15 protein-coding genes are annotated in these 15894 nt (G+C 75.1%); 6 read left to right on the top strand and 9 right to left on the bottom strand.

Features of this window, described 5'->3' with window-relative positions:
• The first annotated feature begins 37 nt into the window (after positions 1–37).
• Entirely contained in the window at positions 38–466 is a 429-nt protein-coding gene (gene arsC, locus GWK16_RS05975; RefSeq protein WP_170053049.1) for an arsenate reductase (glutaredoxin), read from the top strand.
• Here arsC and GWK16_RS05970 read toward each other — a convergent pair.
• Together GWK16_RS05970 and GWK16_RS05965 are read right to left on the bottom strand one after the other, a co-directional pair.
• A complete protein-coding gene (locus GWK16_RS05970; RefSeq protein WP_170053048.1) occupies positions 458–2479 on the bottom strand; it encodes an FUSC family protein in 2022 nt (673 codons plus the stop codon). The genes arsC and GWK16_RS05970 overlap by 9 nt on opposite strands.
• Positions 2476–3741: an AmpG family muropeptide MFS transporter gene (locus GWK16_RS05965; protein WP_170053047.1), complete on the bottom strand. Its 1266-nt coding sequence runs from the start codon at positions 3739–3741 to the stop codon at positions 2476–2478. The genes GWK16_RS05970 and GWK16_RS05965 overlap by 4 nt, the downstream gene beginning before the upstream one ends.
• A 108-nt stretch (positions 3742–3849) precedes the next feature.
• On the opposite strand from GWK16_RS05965, the gene GWK16_RS05960 reads away from it, so the two are divergent.
• A complete protein-coding gene (locus GWK16_RS05960; protein ID WP_170053046.1) occupies positions 3850–4389 on the top strand; it encodes a YIP1 family protein in 540 nt (179 codons plus the stop codon).
• A 100-nt stretch (positions 4390–4489) separates the two neighbouring features.
• Here GWK16_RS05960 and GWK16_RS05955 read toward each other — a convergent pair whose 3' ends face one another.
• The 4 genes from GWK16_RS05955 to GWK16_RS05940 all read right to left on the bottom strand — a co-directional run bounded on the left by GWK16_RS05955 (position 4490) and on the right by GWK16_RS05940 (position 8621).
• Complete coding sequence (locus GWK16_RS05955) at positions 4490–5239, bottom strand: SDR family NAD(P)-dependent oxidoreductase (protein ID WP_170053045.1); 750 nt, start codon at positions 5237–5239, stop codon at positions 4490–4492.
• A gap of 63 nt (positions 5240–5302) precedes the next feature.
• Positions 5303–6241, bottom strand: coding sequence for an FkbM family methyltransferase (locus GWK16_RS05950; protein ID WP_170053044.1), 939 nt, complete (start codon positions 6239–6241; stop codon positions 5303–5305).
• 14 nt (positions 6242–6255) lie between these two features.
• Positions 6256–7512, bottom strand: coding sequence for a glycosyltransferase family 4 protein (locus tag GWK16_RS05945; protein WP_170053043.1), 1257 nt, complete (start codon positions 7510–7512; stop codon positions 6256–6258).
• Positions 7500–8621: a glycosyltransferase gene (locus GWK16_RS05940; RefSeq protein WP_170053042.1), complete on the bottom strand. Its 1122-nt coding sequence runs from the start codon at positions 8619–8621 to the stop codon at positions 7500–7502. Before GWK16_RS05940 ends, GWK16_RS05945 begins: the two co-directional genes overlap by 13 nt.
• Positions 8622–8769: 148 nt before the next feature.
• Here GWK16_RS05940 and GWK16_RS05935 point away from each other — a divergent pair, with 148 nt between their 5' ends.
• Positions 8770–8988: a hypothetical protein gene (locus GWK16_RS05935; RefSeq protein ID WP_170053041.1), complete on the top strand. Its 219-nt coding sequence runs from the start codon at positions 8770–8772 to the stop codon at positions 8986–8988.
• Between the two features lie 160 nt (positions 8989–9148).
• A complete protein-coding gene (locus GWK16_RS05930; protein ID WP_170053040.1) occupies positions 9149–10546 on the top strand; it encodes a glycosyltransferase in 1398 nt (465 codons plus the stop codon).
• A gap of 33 nt (positions 10547–10579) precedes the next feature.
• Here GWK16_RS05930 and GWK16_RS05925 read toward each other — a convergent pair whose 3' ends face one another.
• Entirely contained in the window at positions 10580–11974 is a 1395-nt protein-coding gene (locus GWK16_RS05925) for a glycosyltransferase family 4 protein (RefSeq protein ID WP_170053039.1), read from the bottom strand.
• A 12-nt stretch (positions 11975–11986) separates the two neighbouring features.
• Here GWK16_RS05925 and GWK16_RS05920 point away from each other — a divergent pair, with 12 nt between their 5' ends.
• Positions 11987–12760, top strand: coding sequence for a hypothetical protein (locus GWK16_RS05920; RefSeq protein ID WP_170053038.1), 774 nt, complete (start codon positions 11987–11989; stop codon positions 12758–12760).
• Here GWK16_RS05920 and GWK16_RS05915 read toward each other — a convergent pair.
• Positions 12682–13833, bottom strand: a complete 1152-nt coding sequence (locus GWK16_RS05915; protein ID WP_170053037.1) for an MFS transporter — start codon at positions 13831–13833, stop codon at positions 12682–12684. The two genes, GWK16_RS05920 and GWK16_RS05915, sit on opposite strands and share 79 nt — an antisense overlap.
• A gap of 100 nt (positions 13834–13933) precedes the next feature.
• On the opposite strand from GWK16_RS05915, the gene GWK16_RS05910 reads away from it, so the two are divergent.
• Entirely contained in the window at positions 13934–15166 is a 1233-nt protein-coding gene (locus tag GWK16_RS05910; RefSeq protein ID WP_170053036.1) for a type VI secretion system contractile sheath domain-containing protein, read from the top strand.
• A gap of 14 nt (positions 15167–15180) precedes the next feature.
• Here the strand turns inward: GWK16_RS05910 and GWK16_RS05905 are convergent, their stop codons facing one another.
• On the bottom strand, positions 15181–15855 hold the full coding sequence (locus tag GWK16_RS05905; protein WP_170053035.1) for a substrate-binding domain-containing protein: 675 nt from the start codon (positions 15853–15855) through the stop codon (positions 15181–15183).
• Between the last annotated feature and the right edge of the window lie 39 nt (positions 15856–15894).

Raw genomic sequence — 15894 nt, 5'->3', positions numbered from 1 at the left:
ATGATGGGGCTCGCCGTGGGCCCGCGAGGAGCATCCCATGAGCGACATCACGATCTGGCACAATCCGGCCTGCGGCACGTCGCGCAACGTACTCGGGCTGATCCGCAACAGCGGGGCCGAGCCGCGCGTGGTCGAGTACCTGAAGACGCCGCCGTCCCGCGCCGACATCCTGGACGCGGTCGGGCGCATGGGCATCCCGTTGCGGGCGCTGCTGCGGGAGAAGGGGACGCCCTTCGCGGAGCTCGGGCTGGGCGATCCTGCGCTGACGGACGACCAGTTGCTCGATGCCATCGCGGCGCACCCGATCCTGATCAATCGGCCGGTGGTGTTCACGCCCCTCGGCGTGCGGCTGTGCCGGCCGTCGGAGACGGTGCTCGACATCCTGCCGGAGCCGCAGCGCGGCGCCTTCGCGAAGGAGGACGGCGCGCCGGTCGTCGATGCCGCGGGGCGCCGCTCGTCAGGCTGAACCGGCGGCGCCGAGCGCGGCGAGGGCTTCGCCGGCTTCGGTGAGCTGCGCGGCGATGTCGGCGAGGACCGGGTCGGCGTGGCCCGGCGGCGGAGCCGGCAGGGGCCGGCTGGCGGCGACCGCGGTGGCGGCCGCGTCGAACCAGGCGCGCCAGGCCGCGGCGCCTTCATCCGTCGCACCGCCGGCGAGGCGCATCGCGGCGACCTGCCCGCCGGCGCGGCGCAGCGCGGCATCGATGGCCAGGGCCGCGCGGAAGGCGCCGCTGCGCGCGCGGACATGTTCGATGAGCACGCGCTGGAGCAGGGCCTCGGCGTCCGCGCTGGTCGTGCCGACCTCCCGCCGCACGGCGAGAGAGGTGGCGGCGTCGGCCTCCCCGAGGCCCTCGGCGAGGCCGAGGGCGGCGTAGCGCAGATGCGCCGCGACGGCGGCGCGCAGCACGGGGTCGAGCCGCTCGCCCGCCCAGTCGGGCCAGAGGGCGATGGCGGCGAGCAGCGCGAGGCCGCCGCCGGCCAGCGTGTAGGCGGCGCGTTCGAGGCCGATGCGCAGGGCCTCGGCCTGGCCGGGGTGGTCGACCTCGAGCAGCACGACGATCACCGCCGTCGCGCCGCCGACATAGACGCCATAGGAGACGCGGCGCAGCGCCGCGGTGGTCGCGGCGAGCGGCAGGAGCACGCCGGCCATCGCCATGGGCGAGGGCAGCAGCAGGGCGAGGCCGGCGCCGAGCAGCGCGCCGGCGAAGGTGCCGCCCATGCGCTCGGCGGCGCGGGCCATGGTCTGGGCGACGTCGGGCTGCAGGGTGAGGATCAGGGAGATCGTCATCCAATAGGCGTGGCCGGCGGGCCAGGGGAGCGTCGCGGCGGTGGCGAGCCCGGCGGCGAGGCCGATCCGCGCGGCGTGGCGCGCCACCGCCGACCGGGGCGTGAGCTGGGCGCGCAGCGTCGTCCAGGGGGATGGCGGGGCGGGCGGCGCGGGGCGGGCCGCGCCGTCCCCGATGGCGGGCGCGGCGGCCTGGGCGAAGGCGCGCCGCAGGCGGGCGACGATCGGTCGGAGCGGCTCGGCGCCGGGGATCTCGGCGATGCGGTCGAGGTCGCCGCCGGGCGCCGCCGGCGCCCCGCGTGCCGTTGCCGTGGCGAGCCCTGCCAGCATGGGGCCGAGCCGGTCGAGCAGCTGTGCGGCGGCGGCGCGCACCGGCGGGCCCGGATCGCGGCCGAGGCTGTCGGGCAGGGCGACGAGGGCGTCGAAGACCTGCTCGGCGGCGTCGAGCCGGGCCCAGACGGGATCGAGCCGGCCGGCGGCGTCGCGCAGCGCCTCCGCATGCGCGAGGGCGCGGGCGCGCGCGACCTCGAGCGAGGCGCGGACCTGGCGGCGATGCGCGCGGGCGTGGCGGAGCCAGTCCTCGGCGTCCTCGCCCGGGCGGCGCAGCAGGGCGCGGAGATCGGCGGACAGGCGCGCGAGATCCCGCCAGGCCTGGCCCACCGCGGCCCGGGCGGTCTGGAAGGGGCGCAGACGCCACAGCAGCACCGTCAGCAACAGCGCCCAGGCGGCGCCGGCGAGGAAGAGCAGGCCGACCTCCGCCACGGCGTCGCCGGGGGTGAGCATGCGCCGCAGGCCGAGCACGACGACGAGGCAGAGCACGGTGCCGAGCTGCAGCCCCGTCGCGCCGATGGCGCGCAGCATGGACAGCGCGAAGATGCCGAGCCCGGCGAGCGCCGCCGTCACGACGCCCGGGGCATGGCCGAGCAGGATGCCGTAGCCGGCGTCGATCACCGCCCCCGCGAGGCCGAAGACGGCCATGGCGCGCAGGCGGCTGGGCAGCGGCCCGCCCGGATCCGCGAGGCAGGTGAGCCAGGCGGCGAGCGCGATCGCCATCAGCCAGGGCGCGTGGATCCATTCGGCCAGCGCGACGAGGCTCGCGATGGCGATGCCGCTGCGCAGGCCCTCCATGGGGTTCGCCGCGCGCAGGTCGACGGCGAAGGTCGCCGGCAGGCCCGCGTCGCGGCGGGGGCCGTTCACGGCCCCGGCTTGGGGGGCGGCAGGCGGGCGAGCAGGAACAGCATGATGCCCATGGCCGGCAGCGCCGCCGCGGTGGTCAGCAGGAAGAAGGCCGGCCAGCCCAGGGCCTCGGCGAGGTGGCCGGCGGAGGCGGCGAGGGTGCGCAGGGGCAGCGCGGCGAGCGAGGAGAGCAGCGCGTATTGCGTCGCGGTGAAGGCGCGGCTGGTGAGCGACGACAGCCAGGTGAGGAAGGCGGCGTCCGCCAGCCCGTCGGTGAAGGATTCGACGCCGACCTGCGCCCAGAGCATCGGCATGGAATGCCCGGCCTGGGCGAGGGCGACGTACATCAGGTTCGAGGTCATCTGCCCGATGCCGGTCCAGATGAGGGCGCGGCCCATGCCGATGCGCCCGACCAGCCAGCCGCCGGCGAGCGCGCCCGCCAGGGTTGCGAACATGCCGAAGCCGGTGGCGACCAGGGCGAGGTCTTCGCGGGTGAAGCCGAGCGAGCGGTAGAAGGGCGTCGTCATCACGCCGGCCAGCGCCTCGCCCAGCTTGTAGAGCGAGATGAAGAGGAGGATCGCGAACCACAGGGGACGGGTGGTGAATTCGCGGAAGGGTTCGACCACCGAGACGCGCAGCCGCGCCTTCCAGCCCGAGACCCTGGGAATGGTGTGCGGCGCGTCGGGTGCGGCGAGGGTGGCGGCGAGGCCGACGACCAGCAGCGCCGCGCCGTAGAGGTAGGCGCCCTGCCAGCCGATGTGCTGGACCAGCAGCAGCGTGCCGGCGCCCGAGGCGAGCAGCGCGAAGCGGTAGCCCCAGACATAGGCGGCGAGGCCATAGGCCTGCGTGCCGTCGTCATCGCCCAGCATCTCGATGCGGTAGGCGTCGATGACGATGTCCTGGCTGGCCGAGAGGAAGGCGACGAGTACCGCCAACGCGACGGTCGGCAGCGGGTTCGCCTGCGGATCGGTCAGCGCGATGGCGGCGATCGTCGCGACGAGGGCGAGCTGGATGCAGACCAGCCAGCCGCGCCGCTGGCCGAGGCCGCGCAGCAGCGGCGGGCGCAGCCCGTCCAGCGCGGGCGACCACAGGAACTTGTTCGCGTAGGCGAGGCCGATCAGCGCCGTCATGCCGATGGCGCTGAGGGAAAGCTCGCTTTCGGCGAACCACTGGCGCAGCACCTGGCCGGCGACGAGGGGCAGCGGCACGCCGGCGGAGAAGCCGAGCGCGAGCATCACCAGGTGTCGCCGGTCGCGCCAGCGCGGAAGGGCCGAATCGGACATGGGCGCAGGCTGGCAGAAGCCCCGTCGCGCGGCCAGCATCCGGGCCTTGCCCCGGCGCGGCGCGCCTGGGCAGTATCGCGCCTGGAACGAGGGCAGAAGGGGAGCCACGTGGAACAGCTGATCGCGCGCATCAGGGGCATGGCGCTGTCGCCCGCGCAGGAATGGCAGACGATCGCGCGCGAGCCGATCGAGCTCGTTCCGGTCTTCACCCGCTACGTCATGCCGCTCGCCGCCATCCCGGCGATCGCCGGCTTCCTGCTGCTGGCCATGGTCGGGCTCTTCTTCACCGGCCTGAGCAGCATGATCGTGGGCTACATCCTGTCGGTGGTCGGCGTCTTCGTGATGGCGAAGATCGTCGAGATCCTGGCGCCGAAGTTCGGCGGCCCGCAGGACGCGGATGCGGCGTTGAAGCTCGCCGTGTTCTCCCCGACCGTGGCCTGGGTCGCGGGGGCGGCGATCATCATCCCGATCCTGGGCGGCATCGTCGCGCTCGTCGGCGGGCTCTACGCGCTCTACACGCTCTACCTCGGCGTGCCGATCGTGATGCGCGTGCCGCAGGAAAAGGCGCTGACCTTCACCCTGGCGGTGATCGGCGTGGCCATCGTCGTGAACATCGCGGTGCGGCTGCTGACGGGCGTCTTCATCTGACGGCGTGGTGCGGACGGCGCCCGGGGGCGCGGTCCGCCCCGCCGCCCGGCCACGCCGTCCCGGAGACGGGTGGCGGGGCGGTTCCGTTCACCGGGATGGATCAGGTCTCGGCGCCGCCGTTCACCTGCAGCATCTGGCCGTTGACGTAGGCGCCGCCATCCGAGGCGAGCAGCCGCGCGATGGCGGCCACCTCGGCGGGCGTGCCCTCGCGCCCTACCGGCACGCGCGCCACGGCCTTGGCGCGATAGGCCGCCGCCGCGGGATCGGACGGAGCCTCGTCGGCGGCGATCGGGCCGGGCGAGATGGCGTTCACCGTGATGCCCTGCGGCCCGAATTCCTTCGCGAGCGCCTTGGTCAGGCCCCAGACGCCGTGCTTCGCGACGCTGACCGGCGCGCGGCCGCCATAGCCGTGGATCGCGTTCATGCCGGTGAAGTTGATGATGCGGCCCCAGCCGGCGGCGAGCATGCCCGGCAGGCAGGCGCGGGAGAGCCGGACCGCGGCGTCGAGGTCGACGGCGATGACGCGCTGCCAGTCCTCCTCGGGGGTTTCGAGGAAGGGCCTGGCGGGGCGCAGGGCGGCGTTGTTCACCAGCACGTCCACGGCGCCGAAGCGGGCGATGGCCTCGGCGGCGATGCGGGCGCAGCCCTCCGGCGTGCCGACATCGCCCATGGCGACGAGCGTCGCGGCGCCGCGGGCGGCGGCCTCGGCGGCGACGGCCTCGCAGGCGGCGCGGTCGGCGGAGCCGTTGACGACGATGTCGAAGCCGTCCTCGGCGAGGCCGAGCGCGACCGCGCGGCCGATGTTGCGGCCCGCGCCGGTGACGAGCGCGGTCCTGCGATGGGCAGCCATGGGTGTTCCTCCGGATGAGGACGCCATCATGGCGGATGGGGGGCGGGCGTCGAGGGGCGGCGGTCAGTGCGTCGCGCGCGCCAGCACGTCGCGGCGGACGAAGATGCGGTTCACGTGGGTATCCGCGTAGAGCGCGTAGCCTTGGCCGGCGAGGAAGGTTTCGGGGCCGGGCGCGCCCATCGTCTCGATCACGATGACCCAGGGGCGGTGGCGGGCGAAGTCGACCTCGTGCAGCACCTCCTCGTCGATGCCCTCGAGGTCGAGGGACATCAGGTGCAGGTCCTGGCCGTCGAAGTGGCGGTCGAGGATCTCGCCGATCGTCGCCGCGGGCACGGTGATGCGCGCGCGCAGGCCGCCCTTGCCGCGGCGCGCGGCTTCCTCGATCCGTTCGGGCAGCACGGATGTCCAGCCCGGATTCTCGGCGAGGAGCACCTCGACCGTGTCGCCCGCGGGGCGGCGCGCGGCGGGGACCACCGCCACCGCCTCGACCGCATCGCGCGGGCGCAGCGCGGCGTAGGCGGGCAGGTAGGCCGGGTCGGCTTCGACCAGCACGCCGCTGCCGCCGTCGCGGTAGGCGAGATAGGTGTTGTTGTCGCCGTCGGGGACGGCGGCGCCGAGGTCGATGTAGCGGATCGCCGCCGGCGCGCCCGTGATGCGCAGCAGGTAGGCGATGATCCGGTCCTCGCCGCACTGGGCGTAGGAGGGGCGGGGCGGTTCCGCCGGGGGCGGCGGCGCCAGGCCGTCCTCAAGCGAGGCCAGTCGGTGCGCGACGGCCATCATGTCCTTGCGCAGCCCGTCGACGTCCGGGTCGGGGCCGGGGGGTGCCGGTGGCGGCGGGCTCGGCGGCAGCGCCCGCAGTTCGGCGCGCAGCGTCCCGATCTCGTCGAGCAGCGCGGCGAAGTAGGGGGATTCGAGCCGCCACAGGATGCGGCGGATCGGGTTCGTCAGGCGGCCGCGCAGGGTTGGCGAGAGGCCCCGCCGCCGGAGATCGATGAGGTCCATGGTGTGTCCTATCCTCAGGCGAATCTGAGGCGCAGCGAGAGATTGTGCTTCAGGAAGACGAGGGCAGCGAGCGATGGATCGTCGATCCGCGGGGTTCCCGGCCCCGCCGCGGCGTCCTGCAGCACGGCCTCGATGCGGTCGAGGCAGCGCCGGAAGGACAGATCCTGCGCCACCAGGCGCTGGCCGGCGCGGCCGAGCCGCGCGAGGTCGACCGCGCCGGTCGCGACCTGGCGCATCGCGTCGGCCAGGGCGTCGGTCGTGCGCGGGATCTTGAGGCAGTGGACGCCCCCGACCAGGCGCTCGGCGGCGCCGCAGGTGGCCGTCATGATCGGTGGCGTGCCGCAGGCGGCGGCCTCGACGGGCGCGAAGCCGAACGGTTCGCGTTCATGCGTCGGGAAGAGGAAGGCGTCGTAGCCGCGATAGAGCGCGAACAGCGCCTGCTGGCTGCGCGGCCCGTGGAAGCGGACCCGGTCCTGGAGTTGCATCGCCTGGGCGAGGCCGATGAATTCCGACACCGCGCCCGCCCCGTAGATGTCGACGACGAAGCGCAGCCCCTCGGCGGCGAGCCGGGCGCTCGCCTCGAGGATCAGTCCGATCCCCTTGTGGGCGTGCACGCTGCCGGCGGTGACGAAGCGCGCGACGCCGCCGCGGCGGTAGGGAAGATGCGGCAGCGCGTCCTCCGCATCGGCCCAGCCCGGGACGATCTCGACGGGGCCGGGGATGCGGTCGCCCGTGGCCGCCTCGATCTCCTCGATCAGGTGGTGGCTCATGGCGAGGACGCGACCGCCGCGCAGGGCGCCGAGCCGCTGGCCGAAGAGACCGCCGATGCCGCCCGGGACGCCGGACGCGATGTCCGCCGGGGCGCGGTCCATCAGGTGCCACACCCAGGGCGCGCCGCTGAGGTTGAGCAGGTCGACGAGCGCGGCACCGCCGATGCCGGCCAGGTTCCAGGCATAGACCACGTCGGGGCGGGTGGCGCGGAGTTCGTCGAGCAGCGCCATCGTGTTCGGCAGGCAGGAACACATCGCCGCGTGGTCGAGCCATTGCTGCGCGCCGGGATCGGCGGGGCGTTCGGGGAGGAGCCAGGGCAGGTCGAGACGCCGCGCCGCGAGGGGCGGGCCGTCGCCGGCCACGGGCAGGTGCGACCATGTCGTCAGCACGCGGACGTCGTGGCCGCGGCGGCGCAGGCCCTCGGTGACCCGCGCGCAGGCAAGCTCGTAGCCCCCGATGACGACGGGCGGATACAGGTTGCTGACGATCAGGATGCGCATGGCCGGCCCCAGCGCGGCGCCGCGTGGACGGCGCGGTAGAAGGCGGCGAGCCGCCGGCCGATCGCGGCCATGCCGTGGTGCGCGACGACGTGGTGTCGGGCGAGCCCGGCGGCGCCCGGCGCCGGCCACCGGCCCGCGGCGAGGTCCCCGAGAAGGGCCGCGAGGTCGTCCGTCGTCGAGAAGACGCGTCCGAAGCGCGGGTCCGGGACGAGCTCGGGCAGCGATCCGGCGTCCGAGACGATCGCCGGCAGGCCGCAGGCCATGGCCTCGAGCGTCGTGAGGCCCATGAGCTCGGGCTTCTCGATCATGCGTCCGTAGACGTCCCGGGCGGTCGAGGCCTGCACCAGGACCGACGCGCGCCGGTAATGGTCGAGCAGCGCGGCATCGTCGGCGTCGTGCACGAAGTGCACGTCGCGCCCCTGCGCCCGATCGCGGAGCAGGGCGTGGTAGTCGGCGTCGTAGACGCGGCCGATCACGACGAGGCGGAGCGAGGGCGGCAGCGCCGCGATGATCCGGTCGACGCCCTTGTGCGGCAGGATCCGCCCGACGCAGAGAACCAGGCGCGGGTCCCGTTCCACCGTGGGGTCGGGCGTGAAGGCGTCGGTATCGACGGGGCCGATCAGCACGTCGGAGGGCCCAGTGAAGGCGCCGCCGAGCAGGCGGTGCGCGAAGGCCGAGATGGAGATCACGCCGTCCAGCAGCTCGATCCCGCCGCGGCGGAGCATCAGCTCGTCCGCGCCGCCGCCGAGGTCGGTGCCGATCGCCGGGACGCCGGCCGATCGTGCGAGGGCGGTGCAGTAGGCTCCGAAGGTGGTCAGCGACTGGTGGACATGCACGAGGTCGTAGTCGTGCACGGCGTCGCGCAGCGATGCGGCGACGCCCGCCATGGCGCCGGCCTCCGGGGCGTCGTTGGCCAGGACGCGCAGCGTCGCCTGGTCCATGCCGCGCGTCGCGGCGGCGCTGCCGAGGGAGACGACCTCCTGCACGAAGCCGCCGGCCGTCGCCAGGGCGCGCACCAGGTTGTCGACGTAGCGTTCGCCGCCGCCGATGACCGAGGCATCGGAAAAGTAGGTGGGCGTCAGATGCGCGATGCGCAGGGGGTCAGTCACGCGTCCGGCCTGACCTGGGCTGCGCCGGCGTGCCAGTGGCCATGCACATAGTGCCTCCTTATCGCCCGCGGCGGGCATCCTGGGCAAGTTGTCCCGCGCCGGCGAAGCGCATATCCCTAGGGCCGATCAAGATCCCGGCAGGACCATCATGAGCATCCAAGGCCCCGTCCACCTGCGCTGGCGCGCCTCCGGCGCCGCCCCCGAGACCGAAACCTTCCCGGATCTGGACGCGGCCTTCGATGCGGTGGAGGAACGCTGGGAGACGCTCCAGCACCAGGCGCCGCAGATCCTCGACAGCCGGAAGATCCTCCTCATCAGCACCGAGCAGCTGAAGGCGGCCATGGTCGAGGAGGAAGACGCCGGCTGAGCACCGCGCGCCGCTATCCCGGGCGCGTCGGCACGTGCCCGTGGGCCATCGGCCGCGGGACGGGGTGTATGCACGGCGGCAAAGCGCGTCGTACGCCAGATCACAGGCGTCGAATCGCGCAATGGTTGTCATGATCTGAACTCTTGATAACAATACGGTCATGTTGCGGACTCTCGATGCCGACATGGCTGCGGATCGGTCGGGCGGATTGAGAATTCTGCTGACCAATCTGGTTCTGGCGGGCCGCAGCGGGACCGAGATCTTCGTCGAACAGCTCGCCGAGTGGTTCCGGCAGCGCGGCCATACGCCGATCGTCTATGCGCCGCTGATCGGGCCCCTGGGCGAGGCGATGCGGTCGCGCGGGCACCATGTCTTCGATCGCATCGCGGCGATCGAGGTGCCGCCGGACGTGATCCACGGCCACCATGCCGGCCCGACCATGACGGCGCTCGCCGCCTTCCCCTCGGCCCCGGCCATCTTCGTCAGCCACAGCGTCGAAGCCGAATTCGACCGGCCGCCCGACCATCCGGGCATCCGCCGGTACTTCGCCGTCTCCTCCCTGGTGGCGCCCCGCTGGTCGTCGCCGACGATCCCGGGGTCGCGGATCGAGCGGTTGTACAACGCCGTCGACCTGGACCGCTTCGCCCGCCGTCCGCCCCTGCCGGCCGCGCCCCGGCGGGCCGTGCTGGTCGCGAAGCACGGGTCGCACGCCGCCATGGTGCGGGAGGCCTGCGCCGGCGCTGGCCTGGAGCTCGAGGAGGTGGGGCCGGCGACGGGGCGCGTCTCGGACGACCTGCCGTCGCTCTACCGGGATGCCGACATCGTCTTCGCCTCGGGCCGCAGCGCCCTGGAGGCCGCGGCGACCGGCTGCGCGGTGGTGCTGACGGAAGGGCGCGGATTGCATGGGACGATCCGCCCCGAGGATGTCGACCGGGTCATCGACTACAACTGGGGGATCCATCTGCTCGCGCGCCGGGCCTCCGTGCGATCCCTGGCGGCGGCGATCGCCGCCTATGACCCGGCAGGCGCCGCCGAGGTCGCGCGGCGCGTGCGGCGGCGCTGCGGCCTGGACAGCCAGGGGGAACGGCTGCTCGGCATCTATGCCGACATCCGCGCGGCGGCGGCGCCCAATGCGGGGCATGGGCAGGCGATCGCGAGCTTCCTCGAGAGCCATGTCCCGAACTTCGCCTGGGACCGCTGGCGCGTGCTGGCGCGCCACTTCGCGCCCGAGGCGCTGCCGCCGTCGCTGACCGCGCTGGCGGCGGCGCGGCAGCCCTATGACGAGGACGAGCTGGTCCCGGCGGCGGAGCCGCCGGAGCCGCAGGTGGCCGACTGGGCCGAGAGCGGGGAACGCGTGGCGCTGGAAGGCCAGATGACGGCCCTCCGGGACCGTATCGCGGCGCTCGAGGCCCTGCAGGCGGCGACCTATGCCTCGACCTCCTGGCGGATGACGGCGCCGCTGCGCGGCGTGGCCGCCTGGTTCGGGCGCCGCGGGCGCAGTCCGGCGGTCCGCATGGCGGCGCCCGACTGCCCGGCATCGGCGCCGTCCCGGGCCTGACGCAGGGTTGCGCGCGCCTGCGGCGCGTCGCGCTCAGGGCGGGCCCGATCCGGAACCGCCTTGGCCCGGCGCCGCGGTCCGCCCCGCGCGCCATCGCCAGAGCGGCGCGCGGATGGCGAGCGGCACCGTCGCGCGCCACAGATGGGCCAGGTCGTCCCGCAGCCGCCGCAACGGGCCGCGACGCAGCAGCGCCTCGGTCCGCGCGGCCTGGGAGGCCATGTCGGCCTGCAGGGTCGCCACGGCGGCGCGCAGCGCCGTCGCCTCGGCCTGCAGCACCGCCATCCGGGCGGGCTGGGCTTCGGCCAGGGCGGCAAGCTGGGCGGACAGGGCGTCCCAGGGCCTGGGCTCGGCCGGGCCGCCGACCGCGTGCGCGAGGCGGTGCCAGGGCGCGTTGCGGTCGAAGTTCGGCACCCAGCCGGCGATGAAGGCGCCGGTGGCGGCGGCCTCGGCGGCCGGGTCGGTCGCGAGGGATTCGGCCAGGACCTCCTCGTGCAGCGCCTCGATGCGGTCCAGCAGCGTGTCGAGGCTGCGTTGGGCGCGGACCAGGGCGGTGGCGGCCTCCGCCTCGGGCGCGGACCAGGCGGCGATGGCGGCGGCGATCCCGGCCTGGTCGGCCGGCTTGGCGAGGATGCCGGCGCCGAGGTTCCAGGGCAGCCAGGCCTCGGCCGCCGCGCGGGTGAGGAAGCCGGCGCAGCCGCGGGCGTCGCAGACCACGACGCCGGCGCCGGCCGCCGCGGCCTCGAGCGCGGAGCGGGCGGTCGCGAAGACCAGGTCGGCCTCGGCGAAGAGGGTCTCGGGCGCCTCGGTCATGCGGCCGGGGCCGCTGCCATAGGCGTCGAGCGCGATGCCGGCGGCGGCGCAGGCGGCACGGATGGCGGGCAGGTGCGCGTCGTGCTTGGTCAGCACCACGGCGCGGGTGGGGCGCGGCGGCAGGGGGCGCGTGCGGGGCGGGATGCGCGAGAGGTCCACCGCATTGGGCAGCAGGCCGACCGCGGCGGGCGCCAGGCCGTCATCCACCAGCCGGGCGCGGCAGCGTTCGTCCACCGCGAGGACGCGGCGGATGCCCGGGTGCGGCGGGGCGGCGTCGAAGGGCGCGGCGGCGTCGTGGCTGACGAAGACGCCCGGCACGCCGGGATGGGCCGCGAGGGCCGCCATGGCCGGGCCGGTGTGGTGGGCGTGGATGATGTCCGGGCGCGGCAGCGCGCCGGGCCGGTCGGCGACGCGGTGGCCGCGGGCGCGCATCGCGTCCCCGAGCGGGCCGATCTGCGGGGTGAAGACCAGCACCGTGTGCCCGCGGCGGCGCAGGCCGTCGGCGAGCTGCTCGGTCACGACTTCGGTCCCGCTGCGGCCGGACAACGTGATGTTGGTCAGCAGGATGGTGCGGGGCAGGCGCGGGACTCCCTGGGCGGCGCGGGGCGCATGTGCCATTGGCGGGGAACCATGACACGTCCCCTCCTCATCGTCGCGCATCCGGGCCACGAGCTCCGCCTGCATGGCTGGATGGAGCGCGAACGGCCGCTGCTGTGCATCCTGACCGACGGGTCGGGCAGCGTGGCGCCGGCGCGGACGCGGTATTCCGCGGCGCTCGCCGAGGGCTGCGGCGCGCCGTGCGGGCCGGTGTTCGGGATGATGCCGGACCGGGACTGGTATGCGGCGATCCTGGCCGGCGACCTCGGGCCGTTCCGCGCGGCGGCGGGGGCGATCGCGGCGGCGGCGCAGGCCGGGGCGCCGGTCGTGGCCGACCCGGTCGAGGGCTACAACCCGATGCACGACCTGGCGGCGGCGCTGGCCGATGCGGTCGCCGCCGTGACGGGCGGAGCGCGGCTGACCTATCCGCTGACGGCGGCGCAGGGGGGCGGCCGGGCCTGGCGGCTGGATGCCGCGGCGCTCGCGCGCAAGCGGGCGGCGGTCGCGGCCTATACGCCGCTGGCGGCGGAGGCGGCGGCGCTGCTGAAGGCCGATCCGGAGGCGCTGGCGGAGGAACGCATCCTGCCGGCCGCGCACGGTTGGCCGGCCGCGATGGACCCGCTGCCGGCCTATGAGCGCTTCGGCGCCGAGCGGGCGCAGGCCGGCGTCTATGGGCGGGTGATCCGCTACGCCGACCATGTCCGGCCGGTCGCGCTGGCGCTGCGGGATCAGCGCGCCGGGACGCGCGCCACCCAGGCGGCGAGGCCGGCGGTGACCGTCGCGGCGCCGGCGAAGACCGCGCCGTAGCCGGCGGCGTGCAGCACGGCGCCGAAGGCCAGGGCGCCGACGCTCTGGCCGAGGAAGAGCGCCATGGCGAAGGCGGAGACGGCGGTGGCGCGGGATTCGGGCAGGGCCTCGGTCGCGCGGGCCTGCAACACGCCGTGGAACATGTAGAAGCCCATCCCCAGCGGGGCCTGCAGGAGCGCGACGGCCCACCAGGCAGAGGCCATCGAGGTGCCGAGGAGGGCCGCGGCGAGCATCGCCCCGCCGGCGGCGAGCAGGCCCTTTTCGCCGAGCCGCGCGACGAGGCGCCGGGCAAGGCGCGTGTAGACGAAGGCGCCGAGGCCGAAGCCGGCGACACAGAGGCCCGCCGCGCCGGGCGAGAGGCCGAAGCGCTCGATCAGGAAGGAGCCGACGAAGGGGAAGGCGCCGCCGAACAGCGCCGCGCCGTCGAGGGCTGCCGCGCCCATCAGGCGCCGGCCGGCCGGGGCGCGCAGCAGCACGATGTACTGCATCAGGCCGAGGCCCCTGCCCGCCCCCGGCGGCGGCGCGCGGCCGGTGCGGCGGACCAGCAGCACGCCCACGACCAGTGCGAGCGCGGCAAGCAGCAGGAAGGACGCCCGCCAGCCGGCGAACTGCGCGACGATGCCCGAGGCCGGGCCGACCAGGAGCTGCGCCATCACCATGCCGGTGAGGAAGCGGCCGATCGTCGCCTGGCGGTCCTCATAGGGCACGGCGTCGCCGATCCAGGCCATGGCGAGCGGGATCACCGCGCCCGCCACGAGACCCGTGCCGGTGCGCAGCACGATCATGGAGGAGAGGTCCCAGGCCAGGGTCGAGACGGCGAGGCCGAGGCCGTAGAGCACCAGCGCGACGGCGGCGACCTGCAGCTTGCCGTAGCGGTCGCCGAGCGGGCCGGTGATCAGCTGCCCGGCGCCGTAGGCCAGGGTGAAGCCCGCGACCACGGGGGCGACGGCGGGGACGCCGACGCCGAAATCCTGCGCGAGCAGCGGCAGCAGCGGGTCCATCAGGCGCATGCCGCCGCCCGCGGCGAAACCGGCGAGGGCGAGGAGCGGCAGGAGGGCGAGGTCGGGGCGCAAGCACGCGCATAGGTCGACGCGCGGCGCGGCGCGTCAACCCGGCGGGCGACAGGTCCCGCGCCCGGCGCTACCGTGCCATGCCGGAACGATGGAGGTGATCATGGCCGACCCCGAGGACAGCGCCGAGGATCCGCTGGCCGCCGTGCTCGCCGCGACCGAGGCGCAGCGCCCGGCGGTCACCGTGGGCGGCGGGTCGGAGGCGAAGGCGCTCGCGAAGGTGGAGGCGATGATCGCGCTGATGCAGGCGGCGATCCTGAACCATCCGCGCTTCGTGGCGCTCGAGGCCGCGTGGCGGTCGGTGCAGCGGCTGGTCTTCGCGCCGGGCGAGGGGCCGGTGGTGGTGAAGGTCCTGCCGGCGACGAAGCGCGAGATCGTCCGCGACCAGCGCGCGGTGCAGGACCCTGAGGACAGCGACCTGTGCGCGTTGCTGTGGCACGAGGGGATGGGGAGCGAGGAGCCGTTCTCCCTGCTGCTGGCCGATTACGAGTTCGGTGCGGAGCCGGAGGAGGTGCAGGCGATGCGCGGCCTCGCGGCCGGGGGTGCCGGGGCCTTCGTGCCGGTGGTGGCGCATGCCGCGCCGGGGCTGCTCGACCTGCCGGAGTGGTCGGCGCTGCCGGCGAAGAAGGACATCGCGCGGGTGCATGAGGGGCCGAGGCACATCGCCTGGCGCGCGCTGCGGGAGAGCGAGGACGCACGGTTCCTCGCGCTCGTCGGGCCGCGCGTGCTGGCGCGCGGCGGCGAAGGCGCGCCGCGCTGGGTGGGCGGCGGCTGGGTGCTGGCATCCCGCATCGCCGACGCCTTCCGGCGCGAGGGCTGGGCGGCGGCGATGGAGGGGCGCGAGCACGGCACGGAATCCGGGCTGCCGGCGATGGGCGGCGTGCCGACGGAATGCGACCCGGCGGACGGGCAGGAGGTGGCGTTCGGGCTGCTCGGCCTGACGCTGCTGGTGCCGCGCGGGGCGGAGCGCGCCGCGGTGCTGCTGGCGCCGACGCTGCACAAGCCGCCGCGCTTTCATGCGTCCGGCGCGACGTCCGATGCGGCGTTGGCGGCGCGGCTGCCCTGGGTGCTCGGGGTCGGGCGCTTCCTGCATGCGCTGGCGCTGCGCGGGCAGCGGGAACTGCATCGCGGGCGCGGGGCGCAGGCGTCGGCGCGGGCGCTGAACGACTGGCTGGCGCAGTTCTGCGACGAGGATGGGCCGCTGGCGGAAGCGAGCGCGGAATTGCCCGAGGTGAAGGGGCATCCGGGGGTGCATGTGCTGTCGGCGAAGCTGCGGCCGCGGCTGCCGCAGGGGACGCCGGGCGCCGCGCACAGGGTGATGCTGAACCTGCCCTAGGCGGACCGTCCGGATCAGCCGGGCGCGTCGAGGCCTTTCGCGACCAGCGCCGCGGGCGCGCAGAGCCGCGCGACCGCGTCGAGCAGCGCGGGGCCGTCCGCGGCCCCGGCGAAGACGGCGCCCGAGAAGACCGCGACCGTCTGGGCGCCGTCCGGCAGAGGCCCGACGACCTCGATGCCCGGGACTTCCATCAGTTCGCTGATCTGCTGGAAGGCGATGGCGGCCTCGCCGCTGACGAGTTTCTCCGCGGTGAAGCCCTGCGGGATGACGATGGCCTTGGCGTTGACCTCGGCGGCGATGCCGAGACGTTCGATCAGCCCGGCGAAGAAGATGCCGCTCGCCCCGGCGCGGGAATAGCAGAGGGTCGGCACGTCGAGCAGCAGGCGGCGCAGCGCGTCGACGGTCGAGATGTCAGGGTGCGGCGCGCCGGACTTCACCGCGAGGCCGACGCGCGAATGCGCGAGCGGGCGCGCCGTGAGGCCGTCGAGGATGTTCTCGGCGGAGAGGGCGGCGATCGCCTCGGCGGTCAGGATCGCGGCGTCGGCGCGTTCGCCGGCGCGGATGCGGGCCTCGAGCGTCCTGGTGGGCGCGAGGTCCACCTGCACGCGGCCGCCGAGCGCGGCATCGAGGGCAGGGGCCGCTTCGCGCAGCAGGCCGGCGAGGGCGAGGGTGGACATCAGGCGTGGCATCGGCGTTCTCCCGCCGCGCAACGTGGCGCGATCGGGCAG

Origin of the sequence: Neoroseomonas marina (assembly GCF_012927745.1) — a bacterium.
GTDB lineage: Bacteria > Pseudomonadota > Alphaproteobacteria > Acetobacterales > Acetobacteraceae > Neoroseomonas > Neoroseomonas marina.
This window is presented reverse-complemented; position numbering and strand designations above follow the sequence as displayed.